The sequence below is a fragment of the Rhodococcus pseudokoreensis genome (genome assembly GCF_017068395.1).
GTDB lineage: Bacteria > Actinomycetota > Actinomycetes > Mycobacteriales > Mycobacteriaceae > Rhodococcus_F > Rhodococcus_F pseudokoreensis.
The window spans coordinates 3,117,536-3,136,237 of record NZ_CP070619.1 but is presented as its reverse complement, the minus strand read 5'-3'; the positions used below and the strand labels follow the sequence as shown (position 1 = coordinate 3,136,237).

The following is an 18,702-nucleotide window of genomic DNA, read 5'->3' as shown; positions in this document are numbered from 1 at the left end:
ACGAGTATTTCGAGGAGTTCTCACAATGGATGTGCGCGAGCAGTTGCTGATCGACGGCCGTTGGGTTCCGGCCCGGTCCGGTGCCGAGTTCAAGACCTACGATCCGGCGACGGGTGAGCCGCTGGGCACTGTCGCGGACGCCGGCGTCGCCGACGTCGACGCCGCGGTCGCGGCGGCGCGGCAGGCGCTGACCGATCCGGCATGGAAGGCACTGGTGCCCGCCGCCCGCGCACGGCTGCTGTGGAAGGTCGCCGACCTGATCGAGCAGCACGCCGACGAACTCGCCGAACTCGAAACCCGCGACCAGGGGCAGCCGCTCGGGGTCGCGAAGACCGTCAGCCTCACCATGGCCGCCGAGGTCTTCCGCTACTACGCCGGTTGGTGCACCAAGATCGAGGGCAAGAACTCGGCGGTGTCGATCCCCAACACGATGCACTACACCCGCCGCGAACCGGTCGGCGTGTGCGCCCTGATCACCCCGTGGAACTTCCCGCTGATGATCGCCGCCTGGAAGCTGGCCCCGGCGCTGGCCTGCGGCAACACCGTGATCCTCAAGCCCGCCGAGCAGACGCCGCTGAGCACCGTGTTCCTCGCGAAGCTGTGCGTGGAGGCCGGGTTCCCGCCCGGAGTCGTGAACTGCCTGACCGGCGGTCCCGAGGCGGGCAAGGCCCTCACCGAGCACGCCGACGTCGACAAGGTGTCGTTCACCGGGTCGACCGCGGTCGGGAAGCAAATCGTCGTCGCCGCCTCGGGCAACCTCAAGCGGGTCACCCTCGAACTCGGCGGCAAGGCGCCGAGTGTCATTGCGCGGGATGCGGATATCGACGCCGCGGTCGCGGGGAACCTGCAGGGCGCCCTGCTCAACAGCGGTCAGGTCTGTGCGTCCTACACGCGATTCTTCGTCGACTCGAAGCGGGTGGACGAGTTCACCGAGAAGATCGCCGCCGCGGCGAGCGCGCTGCCGATCGGTCCCGGCATGTCGCCCGAGACGGTGATCGGCCCGCTGGCCTCGCCCGAGCACGCCGACCACGTCGAGCGGCTCGTCAACGCCGGGGTCGCCGAGGGCGCGCAGTTGGTGACCGGCGGCAGCCGCGTCGGCGGAGAGCTGTCCGGCGGGAACTTCTTCGCCCCCACCGTGTTCTCGGGTGTGCGCGACGACATGACCATCGCCCGGGAGGAGATCTTCGGGCCGGTGCTGTCGATCCTGTCGTACGACGACGCCGACGAGCTCGCGGCCCGCGCCAACGACACCGATTACGGTCTGGCCGCATGTATTTGGACCAAGGACCTCGAGCTGGCGCACAACCTCGCCGCGTCGATCCACGCCGGCAGCGTCTTCGTCAACATGCTGCCGTTCCTCGATCCCGCTGCCCCGTGGGGCGGATTCGGTTCCAGCGGATGGGGCCGGGAAATGAGCTCCAATGCCATCGACGAATTCACCGAGACCAAGGGCGTCTGGGTCAACCTCGGCTGACCCGCCCGCGAACGACCCACCAGAAATCCTCCACCGATCCAAGGACACCTGACATCATGAGCACCTCCACTACCTCGGCCTTCAGCTGGAACAAGGACGACTGGGCCTCGCTGAGCGAGATGGCCGACGGCTTCGACGAATACCGGCCCGCCTACAGCCGCGCCCTCGACGGCCGGGAACTCACCCTGAACGCCCGCTTCGTGGATTCGGGTGACAAGTTCACCCTCACCCACGCATTCTCCGAAGCAGAACTGAGCTGGCGCACCGGCGAGCAGGCCGGCACCGAGACCTACGAGCTGTTCGAGATGCAGCCCGGACTGTTCTACCTCCACTACCGGCGCAGCGGCGAGGACCACCCGGTGGTCGTCAGCGCCGCCCTCGATCTGACGACCGGTCAGGTCACCGGCGCGGTCGGCGAACTCGGACTCGGCCCCAACCCCCATCTTGCCCGCCAGCGGTGGTTCCAGGGCCAGATCGCAGGAAGCGCCGCCACCGCGGCCGACGCCCACGAGCCGACCGGCGAGCTGATCGGGCGCCGGGTGCGCTACGCCTACAGCGGCGACGACGTGTACGACCACGTCTACCTCAACGAGAACCTCTTCACCTGGCTGTGCATCGGCGGCGCCGAGCTGGGTGTGGGCGACACCGACAGCTGCACCTACTGGAAGCTGCGGGAGAACACGTACCTGTTCTCCTGGCTGGAGAAGAACGTCGGCGTCGAGGGCATGGTCCTGGTCGACCTGAATGCCCTCCGCACCGTCGGCATCCAATTCGGCATCGACCAGCAGAGCGGTGACCTGGTCAACATCACCATGGGCTCGTACGCGCGCGAATTCGAACGCACCCCGTCCGTCGACGACGCCCGCCCCGGACCGAAAGCCTGACGCGAATCCGTCCGCCGACTGTCACCCACGAACACGCCGCATCACCAACCCGCACCACCCCGCGAATTCCTTCTTCGGAGGCTCCAATGTCCACACCTCCCCACCAGGCCGTCCCGCCACAGAACACCGGTCACAACGAGCCCCCCGGGGAGGGGAGGGCGGGGCTGCGGGCAGGCAGGCTCGGGGTCGCGGCGATCGTGTTCTTCGTCGTCGCCGCAGTCGCACCGATGGCCGCGATCGTCGGCGCCTCACCCGTCGTCTTCTCCGTCAACGGTGTCGCCGCCCCCGCGACGTATCTGCTGGCGGCCCTGTTGTTCGTCGTCTTCTCCGTGGGGTATGTGACGATGAGCAGGCACATCACCAATGCCGGCGGCTTCGTCGCGTACATCGCGCAGGGATTCGGGCCACGACTGGCCACTGCCGCCGCCGGGTTGGCCATCCTGGCCTACACGGCCCTGCAGGCTGCCCTGTGGTCCCAGTACTCGGTGTTCGCGCAACAGTTGATCACCGACAAACTCGGTGTCGACGTGCCGGCGTGGGTGCTGCTGTTCGTCACCCTGGCCCTTGTCACCGCACTCACCGTCCGCGGCGTCGACGTCAGCTTGAAGGTGCTGGGACTGCTCGTGCTGCTCGAGATCGCCGCCTTCGTCGTGCTGGACGTCGCGATCATCGTCGGGGGCGGCGTCTCGGGGAACTCGCTTGCGGCCTTCGATCCCTCCGCGCTGGTCGGTCCGGGGCTCGGTGTGGCGTTCCTGTTCTGCATCACCTGCTTCACCGGTTTCGAGGCCACCGTCGTCTTCTCCGAGGAAGCTAAGGACCCGCACCGCACCATTCCCCGCGCCGTATACACCTCGATCGCGTTCATCGGCGTCTTCTACGCCCTGACCACCTGGGCGCTGGGCAACTCCGTCGGCGCGGACGCCGTCCAGGCCGCCGCCACCGACGACCCGGCCGGATTCGTGTTCGCCATCGCCGAGGCCGAAGTCGGTCCCTGGTTGAGCACGGTGATGGAAATCCTGGTCGTCACGAGCTTCATCGCCATGCTCATCGGCTTCCAGAACATGTTCTCCCGCTACCTCTATGCGCTGGGACGGGCAAAGGTGCTGCCGCACCGCCTCGGTGAAGCCAACGCCAAGACCGGCACCCCCGCGGCGGCCGCCTTGGTAGTCGGCGTTGCGCTCGCGATCATCCTCGCCGCCTTCGAACTCGCCGGCGCGGACCCGATCACCGTCACCTTCAGCTGGTTGCTGTCACTAGGCACCGTCTCGCTCATCGTGATCCTCGCCCTGACCTCGGCGTCGATCATCGCCTTCTTCGCCCGCACCCGCCTGGAGACGAGCATCTGGAAGACCAAGGTGGCACCCGCCGGGGCACTCCTCGGGTTCGCGGTGGTCGTATGGCTCGCCGTGCAGAACTACGGCGTCCTGCTCGGCGGGCAGGGCGGCGTCGCACGATGGCTCCTCCTGCTGATCCCGCTTTGCGCGGCACTGGGATTCGGCTGGGCGGCACTACGTCCGAACATCGACTACCAAGCCGAACTCGTCTGACACCCACCCACTCCGCCGCCCACACAGTCGCGGCGGCCGTGCCCCAGCCGGGTACCCACGAACCCCCTCGGACATTGCGAATGACCACACCGTTCACTCCGGCCTCGACACCGACGATCATCCTCGTCCTCCCGCCGAACGGCGAGACGTCGTTCATCACCCGGCACTCGGCCAACACCGACTTCCGGGTGATCCACGGAACAACCGTGCACTCCGTGCCCGAGCGACCCGATGTGGTCGTCATCGACGACCGAGTGCCGGGCTTCGACGGCCTCGCCGTCGTAGGGGCGGTCAGAAATGCAGAACCGGCCATCGGCATCGTGGTGATCACCGGACCGCAACCAAACGACTCCGACAGCGTGTGCGAGTTCCTCGGGGCCGGCGCCGACGACGTCCTGATCGCCCCGGTCATCGGCGATGAAGCCGTCGCCCGGCTACGCGCCCTGCTTCGGCGTCTCGCACCCCCGGCGCTGAATCCGTCACACCCCGCGTACATCACCCTGGACGCCGCGCGCGGGACAGCCGAAATTCACGACGCCCGAATTCGTTTGACCAGAACCGAATTCGAACTGATGGGCATCCTCACCGAGAACGCGGGCCGTGTCGTCAGCCGACGACAACTCCTCCGTACCGTCTGGGGCTATCCCGGCGAAGCCCGCACCAACGTCCTCAACATGTGCGTCAGCTCGTTGCGCCGCAAGCTTGCATCGAGCGGCATCCCGCCCCTCATCCGCACCGTCCGCGGGATCGGGTTCACTCTGCACGCGTGATCTACCCCGGGAACCACCGCGGCGAGTTCGGCGCGTTCGTCCGGGTGCTGTCCGACGAGCGCGCGTGGCCACCAGCTGATTGGGACGCAACATCAGCCAGGTCTGCCCGAGAGGTCGTCCGCCACCCAGTTGTGTCCGTAGAGCCGGGCCGTGACCAGAACCAGTGGCTGCCTGTTGCGAGAAGAACGAGCACGATGCTGACGGCGAATGTCATTGCAAAGATTGTCGAATATCCGTTGACGGTGAAGGGTGCCGTCACAGACGTTGCCAGCGAACTCCCCAGGAATAGGCAGCAGACGAAGATGGACACTGCCGTCGCCCGGGCATGCGGGGCGATGTCCGTGACCCATCCTTGAAGAGAGGAATGCAGAAGCGCGTTTGATATGCCGAGGAACAGCGACGTCATGGCCAACGCGGCGGGTCCCTGCGATGCCGTCGCGGCGGCGAATGCAGCGATGAGTACCCCGACCCCTGTGCCGATTATCGCTGTTCTCCCGATCCTGGATACCAGGCGTTTAGTCAGTGCTGCTCCACCAATGATCCCGAGCCCATATGCCGACCCGATCAGGCCCGCGAGACCGAGGGAGAGCCCGGCATATTCGAGCGCAGGCACGATGTAGGTCAAGATGCCCTGAAGGATTCCCCCCTCCAGAAGTGCCAGCATGTAGAGCCAGATCGGCCACTTCGAAAAGGCACTCCGTGTACTCCGCTCCGGCGAACTCGACTGTGTCCCCGCACGGTGCGGAATCATTTGTACAACTAGCCATGCGGCCCCGACTCCGGTTATCGCGAAGACAACCCTCCAATCCGTCCATGTTGCAGGGACGCCCGCGATGAGAGTTGCGAATGTTGCGCCGAGGGCAGTGAAGACTTGTAGGCTCGAGATTTCTCGTGCTCGTGTCGATGCGGTGTACGAGTCTCCGAGGATTGTCAGCAATGTTGGGAATAGCGATCCGACGAAAAGCCCGGCGACCGCTCGGGCAAGAATCAACATGGGTAGGTTGACGGCCATGACGCTGGCGGCGGTGGCGGCAATGGTGCCGACCAGGGCGACACGCAGGACGGGAACTCGACCGTACCGATCACTGATGAGACCCCAAAGCGGTTGTCCGAGGGCATACAACAACGCATATGCGGAAACAATTCGGATCGCGTCCGTGAGGGAGACGTTCATCTGAGTAGCGAGAACGACGAGCATCGGAGCTGCGGCGAGTCGGTCGTAGAAGGAAAGGAACCCTATTGCTCGCATCATTGAACCTGGCACACGACCTCTTTGGTATTCGACGCAGAACGGATCTCGAGTTGATGATAACTGCCGAATCACCCGCCGTTGCCCTCGGCCTGGCGGGCGGGTGATTCGGCAACGGCGAATCGTGTGGTCGATCTGTCTGAGCTACCGCGAGATGGCGTGATCGAGCTCGGTGAGCTTGCGGCGCATCAGTTTACCCGAGGACGTCGTCGGCAGGGCGTCGACGAAGACGACGTCGCGGGGGCGCTTGTAAGCGGCGAGGCGTTCTCGGCAGAACTCCAGGACGGCCGCGGCGTCGAGGTCGCTGCCGGCTGCCGTGACGACGTAGGCCACTGCTACCTCTCCTTTCACCTCGTCCGGCCGCTTGCCTACCGCGACCATCGTCACCTGGGGATGCGAGCTGATCACCCGCTCGATTTCGGCCGGGTACACGTTGTAGCCGGCGGTGAGGATCATGTCCTTGAGCCGGTCGACGACGAAGAAGTGACCGGTGTCGTCGACGTACGCGACGTCACCGGTGCGGAGCCACCCGTCGGCGCCGAGCACCTCAGCGGTCGCGTCCGGCCGGCCGTGATACCCGAGCATCACCAGCGGTCCGCGCACGACGAGTTCGCCGGGTGTGCCGACGGGAACCTCACCGGCGCCGCCGTCGATGGGGGCGATCTTGATCTCGGTCCCGGGCAGGGAGACCCCGATCGACCCGAGGACGGGCGGTGCGAAGACGGAATGGGTGGTGCCGAGACCGGCGATTTCGGTCATCCCCCACAGTTCCAGTACCGGACCGGCCACCCGGGCCTGCCAGCGCTCGGCGAGGCTCGGGCTGAACGTCTGCCCGCCGATGGTGCTCTTGCGCAGACTCGTCACGTCGGCCGTCTCGAAGGCGGGGTCGGCCAGCATCATCGAGTACATGGCGGGAACACCCTCGAACAGGGTGGCGTGCTCGGTGGCGATCAGGTGCAGTGCGTGAGCGGCGTCGAATCGTTCCATCAGCACAACCGTCCCGCCGGCGAGGAAGGTGCTGTTGATGGCGACGTTCCCGTAGACGTGTGCGGCGGGCAGGGCGGTGACCACGATCTCGTCCACGCCGCGACCGTGCATGGTGGCGGTCAGGGCGCAATTCAACAGGACCGACTGGTGTGATTGCATGGCCCCCTTGGGGTGCCCCGTCGTTCCCGAGGTGTATCCGATGCAGCACAGGTCTTTCGGTGCCACGTCGGGTGCCGATACTGCCGTGCTCCCGGCAGCCGACGCCAGGAAGTCGTCCCACGGGACGGCGCCCTCGGGTGCGGACGCGTCGGATCGGCCGAAGACGCAGAACAGGTCCACCGATGCAACGCTGTCGAGTGCCCCCGACACCGTGCCTGCCTGGTCGGGTCCGGCGAACACCGCCTTCGCGCCGCAGTCGCCCAGGACGTACGCGAGTTCGGGGCCGGTGAGCATCACGTTGACCGGGTTCACCACGGCGCCGGCCTTGAGGGCGCCGTGGTAGCTGACGATCCATTGCCAGCTGTTCTGGCCGTACAGCGAGACGACGTCGCCGGTCCCGATGCCGCCGGCCCGCAGGGATGCGGCGACGTTGTCGGAGAGGCGGTCGAGTTCGCGGTAGGTCAGCCGGCTGTCGCCGACCACCAACCCGATCTTGTCGGGATGGCGGGTGGCGGCGAAGGGAAGAATCTGACCGGGGCCGACCGAGGGTGCCGCTGCGGTGCGGAGGTCACTCATTGCTCGTCGCTTTCGGGTGGGGTGCCGAACGTCAGGACTGCCTTGGTGACATCTCCTCGGTGGACCGCGTCGAGGGCGTCGTTGATCCGTTCGAACGGGAAGGTGTCGATCAGTTCGTCGAAGGGGAACCGGCCCGCCTGATACAGCTCGATCATGCGGATCACGAAATCGGCGGGGACGGCGTCGCCTTCGATGACCCCGACCAGGGTGCGGCCGAACAGGAGGTGTCCCTGATCGAGTGTGATCTCGTTGGACATGCCCTGGAAGCCGACGGTGGCACACACGCCGGGCGACTGCAGGCACTCGAGGGCGCTCCGCAGGACTGCCGGCAGAGCGATGCAGTCGACGCAGTACTGGGCTCCGCGACCGCCCGTGATCTCGAGAACACGGGCGACGACGTCCTCGGTGGCCGAGTTGATCGTGTGAGTCGCCCCGAGCTTGGTCGCCTTCTGCAGCCGGGACTGCTGGATGTCGACGGCGATGATCGTGCTGCACTCTGCGGCAACCGCGCCGAGTAGTGCGGCCAGGCCCACCGAGCCCACCCCGAAGATGACGATCGAGGACCCGGGTTCGGGATGCAGGGTGTTCAGGACGGCGCCCGCACCAGTCTGGATTCCGCACCCGAGTGGTCCGAGCAGTTCGAGGGGCAGATCGTGAGAAACCTTGACGCAGTTCTGCTCGTTGGCGACCGCGTGGGCCGCCCACGACGACTGACCGAAGAAATGTCCACGGACCGGTTCGTCTCCGGCACTCAGAGCCGTGGTGCCATCGAGACGGGCCCCGACGAGGTTGAGCCCGACGAAGTGCCGGCAGTGCATCGGCAGACCGCGGGAGCAGTTGTCGCAGTCGTCGCAGAAATTGTAGGAGAGCACCACGTGGTCCCCGGGTGCGACGGTGGTGACCTCGGCTCCCACGGCGTCGACGACTCCGGATCCCTCATGACCCAGGACGATTGGTGATTGTCCTGCTTCCTGTCCGGCGATGACGCCGAGGTCGGTATGGCAGATCCCGGAGCCGACGATCCGCACCAGCACCTCGTGCGGGCGCAGATCGTCGATGTGCAGTGTCTCGAGTGTGAGCGGGCTGTCGGCAGAGCGCAGAACAGCGGCGGTTGTGTCCATCGAACAAATCCTTCTAGGTCGGGCGGGCACCTGGTGAACAGCGCGAACGGTGCTGTCAGGAAACGGCGTTCGGCACCTTGTTGAGGGTGATGGTCTGGTGGTTGGTGTACTCGGCGAGTCCGTGCAAGGAGTTCTCGGCACCGATGCCGGACTGCTTGTGGCCACCGAAGACCTGATGGGGGGAGTACTGGTGGACCTCGTTCAGCCACACGGTTCCGGCCTCGAGCCGGCGGCCGATCCGCTCGATCGCTTCGAGATCTTCGCCCCAGACCGTCGCGCCGAGGCCCCAGATGGTGTCGTTGGCCCGGGCGATCACATCGTCTTCGTCGGTCCACCGCAGCAACGGAAGGATGGGTCCGAAGGGCTCCTCGGCGACGAGGCGGGAGTCCTCCGGCGGGTTGTCGACGAGGGTGACGGGCACGAACCAGCCGTCCGCGTCCGGGTCGATCCGGCCGCCGAGTGCGAAGGTGTAGCCCTGCGCGGTGCAGTCGTCGAAGTACTCGCCGACCTTCTCGTACTGCTGCAGGTTCTGAATCGGGCCCAGCTGGGTGTCGGAATCGGCACCGTTGCCGACCACGACCGACTGCGCGTACTTCACGAGTTCGTCACGCACGGACTCGTACACGCTGTCGTGAATGTAGATGCGCTTGGCGGCATTGCAGAACTGGGCGTTGTTCTGGAAGGCGGCCCAGAAGATCTGCGGCGCCACCTTGGCCGGATCGACGTCGCCGAGCACGATCGCCGGATCGTTTCCGCCGAGCTCCAGGGTGATGCGTTTGAGAGTGTCTGCGGCCGAGCGCATCACGTGCTTGCCGGTGTCGGTGCTGCCGGTGAACGCGATCTTTGCGATGTCGGGATGGGAGGTGATCCACTTTCCGAGGTCGTCGTCGCCGCTGACCGCGCTGAGTACACCCGGGGGAAGGAGATCCTGAACGAGTTCGACCAGTTTCAGGTCGCACAGCGGCGTGAACGGGGACGGCTTCACGATGATCGTGTTGCCCGCGACCAACGCCGGCGCGATCTTCCACACGGCCAGCAGGATCGGGAAGTTCCACGGGACGATCGCGCCGACCACGCCGAGCGGTGTGTGACGGCTGATGACCCGGCGGTCGGGGTCGTCGACGAGAATCTCCTCGGGCAACGACTGAGTGGCGATCTCCCGGAACCAGGCTACCGATCCGTACACCTCCCACTCCGCCATCGGCCGCGGCTTACCCTGCTCGGCGGTGAGGAGGGCGAGGAATTCCTCCGCGTGCGCCTCGAGCCGGTCGCCGATCGCCGCGACAATCGACTGACGTTCCTCGAGCGAAGTCGCGGACCAGGTCTCGAATGCGTCCTTCGCGGCGGCCACGGCGGTATCGAGGTCGGATCGAGATGCGACCGGAACGCGGGCGATGATTTCTTTGGTCGCCGGGTTGTACACCGGCGCGGTGTCGGAGGTGGTGACGGATTTACCGCCGATGGTCATCGGGAACTCTGCGTCGACGGTGATTCGGGACTGGGCTTCAACGGTCACCAGATTCATCCTTTGTGAGTAGGCCGACTCCCCACTGGAGTGGCCCTACTCACACTTGTCGATCACCGTGTGGTCGAACTGTTCCGATTACGAACACTCGCTTGGGGTGCAGGATCCGAGATGCGGTAGCGACGCAGACGGGCGTAGAGCGTGGTCCGTCCGATCCCGAGTTCGGCGGCCGCCGCTGCCTTGTTTCCGTTCGACGCGCGCAGGGCGGCGACGATTGCGTCCCGTTCGGCGGTCTCCATCAAGGTCAGCGTTCGGGACGAATTCGTGTTCGTCCGAATGGTTTCCGGTAGATCGGTTTCGACGATCACACCGCGATCGCGTCCCCGGGCCGCATACTCGAGAACGGCACGCAGCTCGCGGATGTTGCCGGGCCACGGTTGAGTCGCGAGTACCTGGAGGGCGGAGGGGGCAAGCTCCACCGTGGAATTTGGCAGTAGATCCTCCAAGACGGACTTGACGATCCCCGCCAGTTTGTGCGGATAGGTGCGCAGCGGTTGCAGGTCGTGCCGGGTCAGCGCCAGGGACGCGAGAGCCCGGTGCGGGTTGTCGAGTTCGGACAGCGGTGCGCCGGCGAGCACGACCGGGTTGCGGCTGACGCGTACCGGTGCGGCGAGCTGAGCGGCCAACCGAGGACTCAGGGCGTCGATGTTGTCGATCACGATCGACTTGTCAGCCTCCCTCAACGCCGAGCGCACGGCGAGGAACCAGGTGCTGTCGTCCTCGACGGCGTCGGCCGCGTCGAACACCACGCACTCTGCGCCTGCCAGCGACCGCGCCGTGGAGGTTCTGCCGGTCCCGGGTTCGCCGGTGATCAGTACCGTCCGGGACAGCTTGGTCGGGGACGGCTCGTCGGCCGGTGCGGTGATCGACCGGCGAGGCCCGGACGGCCGGCGCGTGACCAACGACGAATCCTCGGTGATCTCGAACAGCGCACCACCGTGACTGCCCGCCACCGCACGGGCGCGGACGGAGACCTCGGTGCCCGAAGCCAGAGTGAGCGAGCATTCGAAGGGCGCGCGACTGGACAGATCCGCCGCGATTGCCCGCAGCGCGACGTGGTCGGCTCCCTTGATCAGATCGACCGCTGCCGTGTTCGTCAGCACCAGGTTCTCGCCTAGTGCGATCACCGCGTGACGCTTCTGGTTCGCGTGGGCCTGGAACTCGGCGAGGAGTTGCTTCTCGGCTACGCGGGATCCTTCGAGCAGGCGCTCTTCGATGTCGCGGGCCGCCCGCATCAGGAACGGCCCCAGCAGGGTGGTCGCATCGGCCACGGGTCCGGATACGTCGATCACGCCCTCGAGGCGGTGGGTCACCGGGTGGATGATCGGTGCGCCGTAGCAGCAGAAACGTCGCAGGGCTTCGAGGAAGTGCTCCTCGCCGGTGACAGCGATCGGCCGGCGTAGTTCGAACGCGGTAGCGAGCGAGTTCGTGCCGCTCACTTCCTCGAGGTACTGGAATCCGGGAACAGCCAGAACCCGATCGAGGGCACGGCCGATCGCCTGACTGGTGACGCGGCGGTCGACGATGCGTGAGGTGCGGTCGGCGAGCAGGATCGAGAAACGGGTGTCCGACAATTCCTCGACCATCTTGTCCAGGACAGGTCCGGCCGCGACAGTCAGCGTGCTCCGCACGTCGATGTCGCTGATGATCGTTTCGCGGACCTCCATGCCGGGGTCGAGCCCACTCATCGTGGCGCGATGCCACGCGAGTTCGATTTCCGGTCGACGTGGCTGGGCCGACTGGTTCCGGGGTTGATCAGCTGTCACTTCTTGCTCCACCCTTGCGGTGATGTGCACACATCCGGCGCCGCCTCCATCATCTCTCCCTCACGCTGCCATCGGCGCCATTCCGGTGAGCATCAGCGCGGCCGAGGCAGTCGCGATGGTCGTCCGCCTATCGGTCGCGCCGCGGCGTGCGATGTGGGGATACAGCGCGATCGCTGCCCAGCATGCCAGGACGAGGAGACCCAGCCACGTGGAGGTCGTCGCCCCACTGGACAGTCCGTGTCCGTGAAGGGACTCCTGATGCAGGTGGGGTGGAAGTGCGCCGCCGGTATCCGGTGTGTGGGGCGAGACGAACAACAGAATGATCGCCATGGCCGTGAGGTCCACTGCGCAGGAAACGGCTGCAGATCGGTCGACCACATCGGCGGTCACCCACATCGCCAGGGCGATCAGGAGGCATGCCATCCCTGCAGTTGCCCACCCTGCGCTTGCTCCGGGAAGCCACATCGCCGCCATCGCCAGCGTCATCGCGAGGTGCGCCACCTGGATCCTGAGCAGTCGCCCCCGCGGGAGAATCAGGGGAAGCGCGGCGCCGACGACGCCGGCGAGGGTCAGCGCGTGGATCATCGCAGAATCGAGGACAGGCGGGTAACCAATTCGTCTTCGTCCACGGCGTCGGTGAAGTGGGTGCGGTAGTTGCCGTCCGGACCGAGAACGTAGGTGAACGCGGAGTGCGGCATCTGATAGCTGTCCGGATCATCGGGATCGGCGACGGTGGTCGAATACACGCGGAACGATTTCTTGGCCTTCTCGACCTGTGCCGGAGTTCCGGTGAGCCCGGTGAACCGGGGATAGTCGGCGGCGAGGAATTCCTTCATCACTTCCGGTGAATCCCGCTCCGGGTCGACCGTGACGTACAGCGGCTGGGTGCGATCGGCGAGGGGCCCCAATCTGTCGAGCACCGTCGACAAGCGGTGCAGCGCACGCGGACACACCATCTTGCAGTGGGTGAAACCGAAGAAGACGACCGCGTACTTGCCGTGATAGGTCCGGTCGGTCACCTCACGCCCGTCGTGGTCGACGAGGTCGAAGGCGCCGCCGACGTATCGGCCAGCGACGTTCCCGGTGGTCTCAGGCATCGCTGCCTCCGCTCGGCGGGGACACTTCGAGGTGGAAGGTCCGTGGTTCTCCGGCGGGCACCTTGATCCGGATTCCGTTCTCGCCGTATGTGATCTCGATGGACGGTCGTCCAGGAACGGTCGGTGCATCTGCTCCACCCGTCGCGACGACGGCACCGTTCTCCGTCAACGACCACCGCTCGCGGTCGGCGACGTTGCCGAGGACGATCGATCCGTCACCGCCCCGGTCGCCGTGGCGTTGGATGCGGAATGTCAACGTGCCGGATTCCGGGGTGAACCGTGCCTGGCTCACCGCGATGTCGCCGGCAACCTCGGTGAGGGCGGGTTCCGTGAAATGCGCCGGGCCCCAGGGCTCGTTGTACAGCTTCCACATGCCGTCCGGCACGTTCAGTCGCGCATAGCCGAGGAGGGTGTTACCGGTGAGTGGCTCGACGACGGTGCGGTTGCCCCGGTCGTCGGACATGGTGTCGTTCCGCGGGTAGTACAGACCGCCGTCCCGCCAGGTCGGGTTCATGAAGCGGTCGGCGTGCGCGAGCAATCCCTCCAGTGTGGTGGTGTCGCCCATCTCGGATGCCCACGCGACGGCCCATCCGAAGTCGCAGGTGTCGTTGATGACGTTCTGCCCCATTATTTCCCGGGTGGGAGCGGAGCTGACGGACAGCGTTCCGTCCGGTCCGTGGACCAGCAGATCTGCGATCTGCTCCGGGTAGTGAGCCCGCACGAAGTCTCTGTTCCACATGTTCATCAGCGTTCCGCACCAGGCGTCGGGCCACGCGGAGGTCGGTTCGTTGGGGAAGACCGTATGAGAATCCTGGGCGAACATCATGTTGTAGTGCCCGGACGGATCGAGCCGTCCCAGCTGCGCCCACGCCTGTTCGTAACTCCGGGTCACCTCCGCGGCCACATTTTCGCCCGTCACCAGGTCGTGCATGCGGAACCCGAGGATTGCCGGCTGGTTGCAGATCTGGAAGACACAGTTGGGCTCACAGGCGACGCCGAGATAGCCGCTCTCGACCATCTGCCAGTAGAGATTCTCGTTGAGGGAGTTCTCGTCGTATTCGAACCGTTTGGGTTCCCCGCCCCAGAAGAACGACCAGTGCTCGAACGTGAGGGCGCCGGGTTTCGTGTACCTGTCGTCCCCGAAGAGGTAGTGGTACAGCAAGGCCATGGACTGGACGTAGGCGCTGTACATGATGTTGTCGCGGCCGACTGGATTCCACTCTTCGTGGTAGTTGTCCGTCAGATGAGCGTTGAACACCGAACCACCGCGGCTGACGTCGCGCCAGTACAACCAGACCTCGGGCATGACCATCTTCTCGATGAGCCGCTCGAAAACGGGTTTGAACACTCCCGGTGCATTGGGCAGGCGGTGGGCATGGGTCAACGCGAGTGCGTACGTCATGTAGGCGAGCTGGAACCGGAGACCGCCGAAATCATCCTGTCCGACTCCCTTACCCTGCATCGACGACCAGTCGTTCGGCAGCTGCCGCGACAGGTTGTCGAAATGCCGGAGGTGTCCGAGCTGTTCGGGCGTCAGTGCAAGATCGACATCAGCGACGCTTCCATCCTGAACCGAGCCTTGTCCGGCCTTCATCGACGTCACTGGAGATTTCCTTCCTCTCGAAGCTCGCCCCTCCCAGGACGGCCCCGTTGTGGTGATGTGCTTCACAATGCCCCGTTTTCTCGGGTGCGAGTGTTCCGATCACGAACACTCCGGATCGAACTGATGTCACCGAGGCTGTTGGTGGCCGGCTATTCTATTGCGGCGGTGCGGTATTCGCGAGGGCTGCATCCGAACCGGGCGCGGAAGGCGCGACTGAAGTGTGCGGGGTCGGAGAACCCCCAAGCGAAAGCCACGTCGGAGATCGAACTGTTCGACAGTGTCGGGTCGACGAGTTCACGCTTCGCACCCTCGAGCCGTTGCGTCCAGATCCACTCGCTGGCGGACAATGGCTCGGACGCGAAAGCGCGATGGAGTGTGCTGGGGGACAGATGGAGAGCCGCCGCGACCGAGGCGATGGAGAGGTCGGGATCGCGGAGGCGGGCCCGGATCTCCTGTTTGATCGCGGCGAGCCGCCGGGCGGCGAGTTCCGGCGGCGGCGCGTCGAGTCCGGAGAGTCCGGCGAGACCCGCGACCAGGATGTACTCCACACTCTGGGCCACGGCCTCCGTCGATTGGGGGCTCATCGTGGCGTCGTCGAGGAGTGTCCGCACCATCGTCAGGAGCAGCTTCCCGGCACCCTGCGCGCCGGGGACGGTGCGCGCGGTGAGGTCGTCGGTGTTGCGCACGAGAGTGCGCAGCGTCGCGCCCGGCAACCGGAGGACGTACTGCTCGAAGTCGTCGGTGAAGTGCAGTTCGTACGGCCGCGTGGTGTCGTAGAGCACGAAGTCGCCCGGGTCGAATCGGGCGATCCGATCGTCCTGCACGACGAAGCCGCTCCCGCGGTTCTGCACACTGACGAGGAAGTAGTCTTCGCACGCCCGGGCGATTCCCGCGGGGGTGCGCAGCACCGACTGCGCGGTCGACGTGACCTTGGACAGCCCGAGCGTGGCCAGGTCGGCCACCTCGATCGAACCGCCGATCGAACCGGAGGGCTCGGGCACGTCGCATTGGAGGTCCACATATGTCCGGCTGATCGCGCGGGTCCAGAACTCCCGCCGGTCGGTGCGTGCCACGGAGTCGGTACTGATCGTGGTTTTCGCCGTCGGTGCGGTGGCGTCTTCGTGAATCATCAGTTCACCTTCGAACTACTGCCTCCCGAACACCCGGAACCGGGAATCAGAGTCGATCATCGACTTCGACGCCGGCATCCAGGTTGTGTCGTGGTACTCAAGATACTCGCTGAACTGCGGACTCGAGGTCAGGCAGGTTCCTGCGCTGTGGGGTCCAGAAGCGTGAAGTCGGCGAGGTCGGTGTCGGTGAGGAACTCGGAGCGGTCGATCGAACGGGCCCGGCCGGCGCCGGCGGGGGTTGCCGTGATGACGCGGTCGCCCGGTGTCTTGTCGATCCAGAGTCGGGTCACGTCGAGGCGGGCGTAGTGGCCGGCCGGATCCGCTGCGGCCTTGGCGACGGAGATGACGCTGGTGTCGATGTCGGCGTAGACGATGCCCTCGGTCGAGGGATCGAGCGGTTCGTGCAGCATCCGGCCGTCGGGGCCGAAGATCCGGGCGTGGCCGCCGCCCGCGGGCAGGATCTGCCGTTTCATGTCGTCGGTGCACAGCAACTCGACCATCTCCGTCGAGACGGTGGCGCACGGCGCGATCACGAAGGTGCCGCCCTCGACGGCGTAGACGCGGCTGGCGGAGGTGTTCACCTCGGCGCCGAGCGCGTAGGACTCGTCGGAGTCGGAGGAGAAGCTGGGCCAGGCGGCGATGTGGATCTGCTCGTTCTGTGCGTACATTGCGTACTTCGACAGCGGCTGGAGGTGCTCCCAACAGCACAGTGCGCCGAGCCGGCCGAGGTCGGTGTCGTGGACCGCGAGGTCCGATCCGTCGCCCTCCCCGAACACGGTGCGTTCGACGTGGGTGGGCTTGAGCTTGCGCCGGGTGGCGATGGTGCGGCCGTCCGCATCGATGATCCACTGCGCGATGTACAGGCTGGCCTGGTATCGCTCGCTCAGGCCCATCACCACCATGATGTGGTTGTCGCGGGCGGCGGCGGCGAGGCGGTCGGCCTCGGGTGTGCCGTATTCGAGGGAGTTGTCGAAGTACCGGCCGGTGAACTGGAACGCCCAGGCGGGTGCGCCGAGCCAGATGTGCCACGGATAGCCGGGCAGGAAGGTCTCCGGGAAGGCGACCAGTTCGGCGCCGGCGTTGGCGGCTTCCTCGACCAGTGCGATCGCCTTGTCGATCGAGGCGTCGAGATCGAGGAAGACGGGGGCGGCCTGAACCGCTGCCGCGCGGAAAGAATGATGCTGTAGTGCCACGGGAATCTCCTAGCCCTCGGGAATGCGATCAAATCTAGGCCCGGATCCTGGCCGTGTATGGACTCAGCGACGCAACGTTCTTGACCAACCGGCGCAAGGGCTGACGGCCGTTGACGAGGCCCCCTCGCCGACCCCGCTCGCAGGCGTTCCGCTCCTGATTCTGACCGCCCCGGATCGGTGTGGGCACATGCGTGGACCGTTTCACCGAGGCACGCAGCGTCCCGCTGTATCCCTGCGCGCCGCCGGAATGCGTCACCGATCATATTGAACTGCAATGCCTTCGGAATCCTCGGCAAAGGCGGGCTGATCGAACGCTACTCGAGCACGTTCGCGCAGCATCGGCGGCCGACTCGTAGCCGGCCGCAAATACCGTTACGTCAAGCCGGTGTCGCACCGTCCCGTCGGAGGTGGCGGGCGAAGAACCGGGCCGAGCTGTCGCGCTCGTATTCGGGCACCTGGTTGTACCCACCCGGGTGGGCGTGCAGTGTCTTCTCCCTCGAACCGAAGGCGTCGAACAGTGCGAGGCCGGCTCGGCGGTCGATGTATTCGTCGTCCCACCGAATCCGGTACTCGACCGGAACGGTGATCTTTCGTGCCGTCTCGATCAGAGCGTCGTCGACGAAGACCGCACCGATGCTCAGGGCGGCGATTCGGGGTTCGACCGTCGCCAGCATCAGCCCGGTCACGACACCCAACGTCATGCCGCCGTAGCCGATCAGCGCTTCGGTGCCGATCTCGGGCAGCGCCTGCAGGGCGTCGAGCGTGGCCTGCCATTCCGGTACCGCACGCTCCGCCAGCGAGGTGTTGTAGTCGATGACGATCGGGGCGATCGGTTCCCCGGCCGCCCGGGCCCGGTGGATCGCGTCGCCCCACCGTTGATCCTGAGGGTTCCGCGGCCGGTCACCGTGTCCGGGCGCGTCGATTGCATGGTGTTGCCTTTCGGGATTGCCGTGTTGTCGAGGCGCTCCCGGCGACATCTACGTCGATCGCCCGGCCGTGAAGAGAGGGAGCACCCACCTGCGTACTGCGGTCATGGGTCTCACCTCCTCATTCGAAGTCACGGTCGTCCGAACGCTAGCAGTGCGGGCGTCGTGCCCGCCAACCATTTTCCGGCCGCCCGTCGGGTCTCACGACCGCGGATCGGCGACTTGGCCCGCCAGCCGACAGTCGGTTCATATTCCGGCACGCGTCGCAGTGCTGTCCGGGAAGAGGTGCGACCAGGCGGTGCGGACGGTGTGGAGGGCGTCGTTTGCGGTGACGATCAGACGGGTCTGGCCGGCGAGCTGTGATTGCCACTCGTGGTCGCTCGGTGGTTTCGCAAACGCGTATTCGCCGGGGTTCCTGCCGGTGGGTCCGTACTTGCGGAACAGTGTGGCGGCGTCAGGGTCGATCGCGCCGATGTTGTTCAGCGCCCATAGGTCCCAGAGATCGCGGGCGGCCGCGCGGTCGCACCAGGTCGCGGTTTTGGACGCGGCGAACGCGGCGAGCGTCGGTACGAGCAATCGGGCAGGCGGGGCGTCGCTGTAGCGCTGGATGATGTGTCGAGGTCGGCGGCCAGCGCGCTGCGTCGTGGGTCGAGTGAGATGAGATCGATGTCCTCGCTGAGCCGCCCGTCGGGAGG

16 protein-coding genes are annotated in these 18,702 nt (G+C 66.0%); 4 read left to right on the top strand and 12 right to left on the bottom strand.

What is annotated here, in order from left to right:
- Positions 1 to 25: 25 nt before the first annotated feature.
- From JWS13_RS19440 to JWS13_RS19425, 4 genes are all read left to right on the top strand, one after another.
- A complete protein-coding gene (locus JWS13_RS19440; protein WP_206007067.1) occupies positions 26 to 1,474 on the top strand; it encodes an aldehyde dehydrogenase family protein in 1,449 nt (482 codons plus the stop codon).
- Between the two features lie 56 nt (positions 1,475 to 1,530).
- Positions 1,531 to 2,358 carry a MoaF C-terminal domain-containing protein gene (locus JWS13_RS19435; protein ID WP_206007066.1) on the top strand — a complete coding sequence of 276 codons (828 nt, stop codon included), beginning with the start codon at positions 1,531 to 1,533 and terminating at the stop codon, positions 2,356 to 2,358.
- 86 nt (positions 2,359 to 2,444) lie between these two features.
- Positions 2,445 to 3,905 carry an APC family permease gene (locus JWS13_RS19430; protein ID WP_206007065.1) on the top strand — a complete coding sequence of 487 codons (1,461 nt, stop codon included), beginning with the start codon at positions 2,445 to 2,447 and terminating at the stop codon, positions 3,903 to 3,905.
- 80 nt (positions 3,906 to 3,985) lie between these two features.
- Positions 3,986 to 4,675 (top strand): winged helix-turn-helix transcriptional regulator, encoded by a 690-nt coding sequence (locus JWS13_RS19425; RefSeq protein ID WP_206007064.1) that lies wholly within the window; start codon positions 3,986 to 3,988, stop codon positions 4,673 to 4,675.
- A 1-nt stretch (position 4,676) separates the two neighbouring features.
- Here the strand turns inward: JWS13_RS19425 and JWS13_RS19420 are convergent, their stop codons facing one another.
- The 12 genes from JWS13_RS19420 to JWS13_RS46180 form a co-directional block, all read right to left on the bottom strand.
- Entirely contained in the window at positions 4,677 to 5,927 is a 1,251-nt protein-coding gene (locus JWS13_RS19420) for an MFS transporter (protein ID WP_206007063.1), read from the bottom strand.
- A gap of 141 nt (positions 5,928 to 6,068) precedes the next feature.
- Entirely contained in the window at positions 6,069 to 7,646 is a 1,578-nt protein-coding gene (locus JWS13_RS19415; protein WP_206007062.1) for a class I adenylate-forming enzyme family protein, read from the bottom strand.
- On the bottom strand, positions 7,643 to 8,767 hold the full coding sequence (locus JWS13_RS19410) for an NAD(P)-dependent alcohol dehydrogenase (protein WP_206007061.1): 1,125 nt from the start codon (positions 8,765 to 8,767) through the stop codon (positions 7,643 to 7,645). The genes JWS13_RS19415 and JWS13_RS19410 overlap by 4 nt, the downstream gene beginning before the upstream one ends.
- Positions 8,768 to 8,822: 55 nt before the next feature.
- Positions 8,823 to 10,283, bottom strand: a complete 1,461-nt coding sequence (locus JWS13_RS19405; protein ID WP_206007060.1) for an aldehyde dehydrogenase family protein — start codon at positions 10,281 to 10,283, stop codon at positions 8,823 to 8,825.
- A gap of 62 nt (positions 10,284 to 10,345) precedes the next feature.
- Complete coding sequence (locus tag JWS13_RS19400) at positions 10,346 to 11,980, bottom strand: sigma-54-dependent Fis family transcriptional regulator (protein ID WP_206007059.1); 1,635 nt, start codon at positions 11,978 to 11,980, stop codon at positions 10,346 to 10,348.
- Positions 11,981 to 12,118: 138 nt separating this feature from the next.
- Positions 12,119 to 12,643, bottom strand: coding sequence for a DUF5134 domain-containing protein (locus JWS13_RS19395; protein ID WP_206007058.1), 525 nt, complete (start codon positions 12,641 to 12,643; stop codon positions 12,119 to 12,121).
- On the bottom strand, positions 12,640 to 13,155 hold the full coding sequence (locus JWS13_RS19390; protein ID WP_206007057.1) for an SCO family protein: 516 nt from the start codon (positions 13,153 to 13,155) through the stop codon (positions 12,640 to 12,642). The genes JWS13_RS19395 and JWS13_RS19390 overlap by 4 nt, the downstream gene beginning before the upstream one ends.
- Positions 13,148 to 14,749, bottom strand: a complete 1,602-nt coding sequence (locus JWS13_RS19385; protein WP_241032588.1) for a linalool dehydratase/isomerase domain-containing protein — start codon at positions 14,747 to 14,749, stop codon at positions 13,148 to 13,150. The genes JWS13_RS19390 and JWS13_RS19385 overlap by 8 nt, the downstream gene beginning before the upstream one ends.
- A gap of 158 nt (positions 14,750 to 14,907) precedes the next feature.
- A complete protein-coding gene (locus JWS13_RS19380; RefSeq protein WP_206007055.1) occupies positions 14,908 to 15,888 on the bottom strand; it encodes an AraC-like ligand-binding domain-containing protein in 981 nt (326 codons plus the stop codon).
- A gap of 128 nt (positions 15,889 to 16,016) precedes the next feature.
- Positions 16,017 to 17,081 carry a carbon-nitrogen hydrolase family protein gene (locus JWS13_RS19375; RefSeq protein ID WP_206007054.1) on the bottom strand — a complete coding sequence of 355 codons (1,065 nt, stop codon included), beginning with the start codon at positions 17,079 to 17,081 and terminating at the stop codon, positions 16,017 to 16,019.
- Between the two features lie 377 nt (positions 17,082 to 17,458).
- Complete coding sequence (locus tag JWS13_RS19370) at positions 17,459 to 18,058, bottom strand: alpha/beta hydrolase (RefSeq protein ID WP_241032242.1); 600 nt, start codon at positions 18,056 to 18,058, stop codon at positions 17,459 to 17,461.
- A gap of 195 nt (positions 18,059 to 18,253) precedes the next feature.
- On the bottom strand, positions 18,254 to 18,583 hold the full coding sequence (locus JWS13_RS46180; protein WP_338050665.1) for a nucleotidyl transferase AbiEii/AbiGii toxin family protein: 330 nt from the start codon (positions 18,581 to 18,583) through the stop codon (positions 18,254 to 18,256).
- Positions 18,584 to 18,702 lie beyond the last annotated feature (119 nt).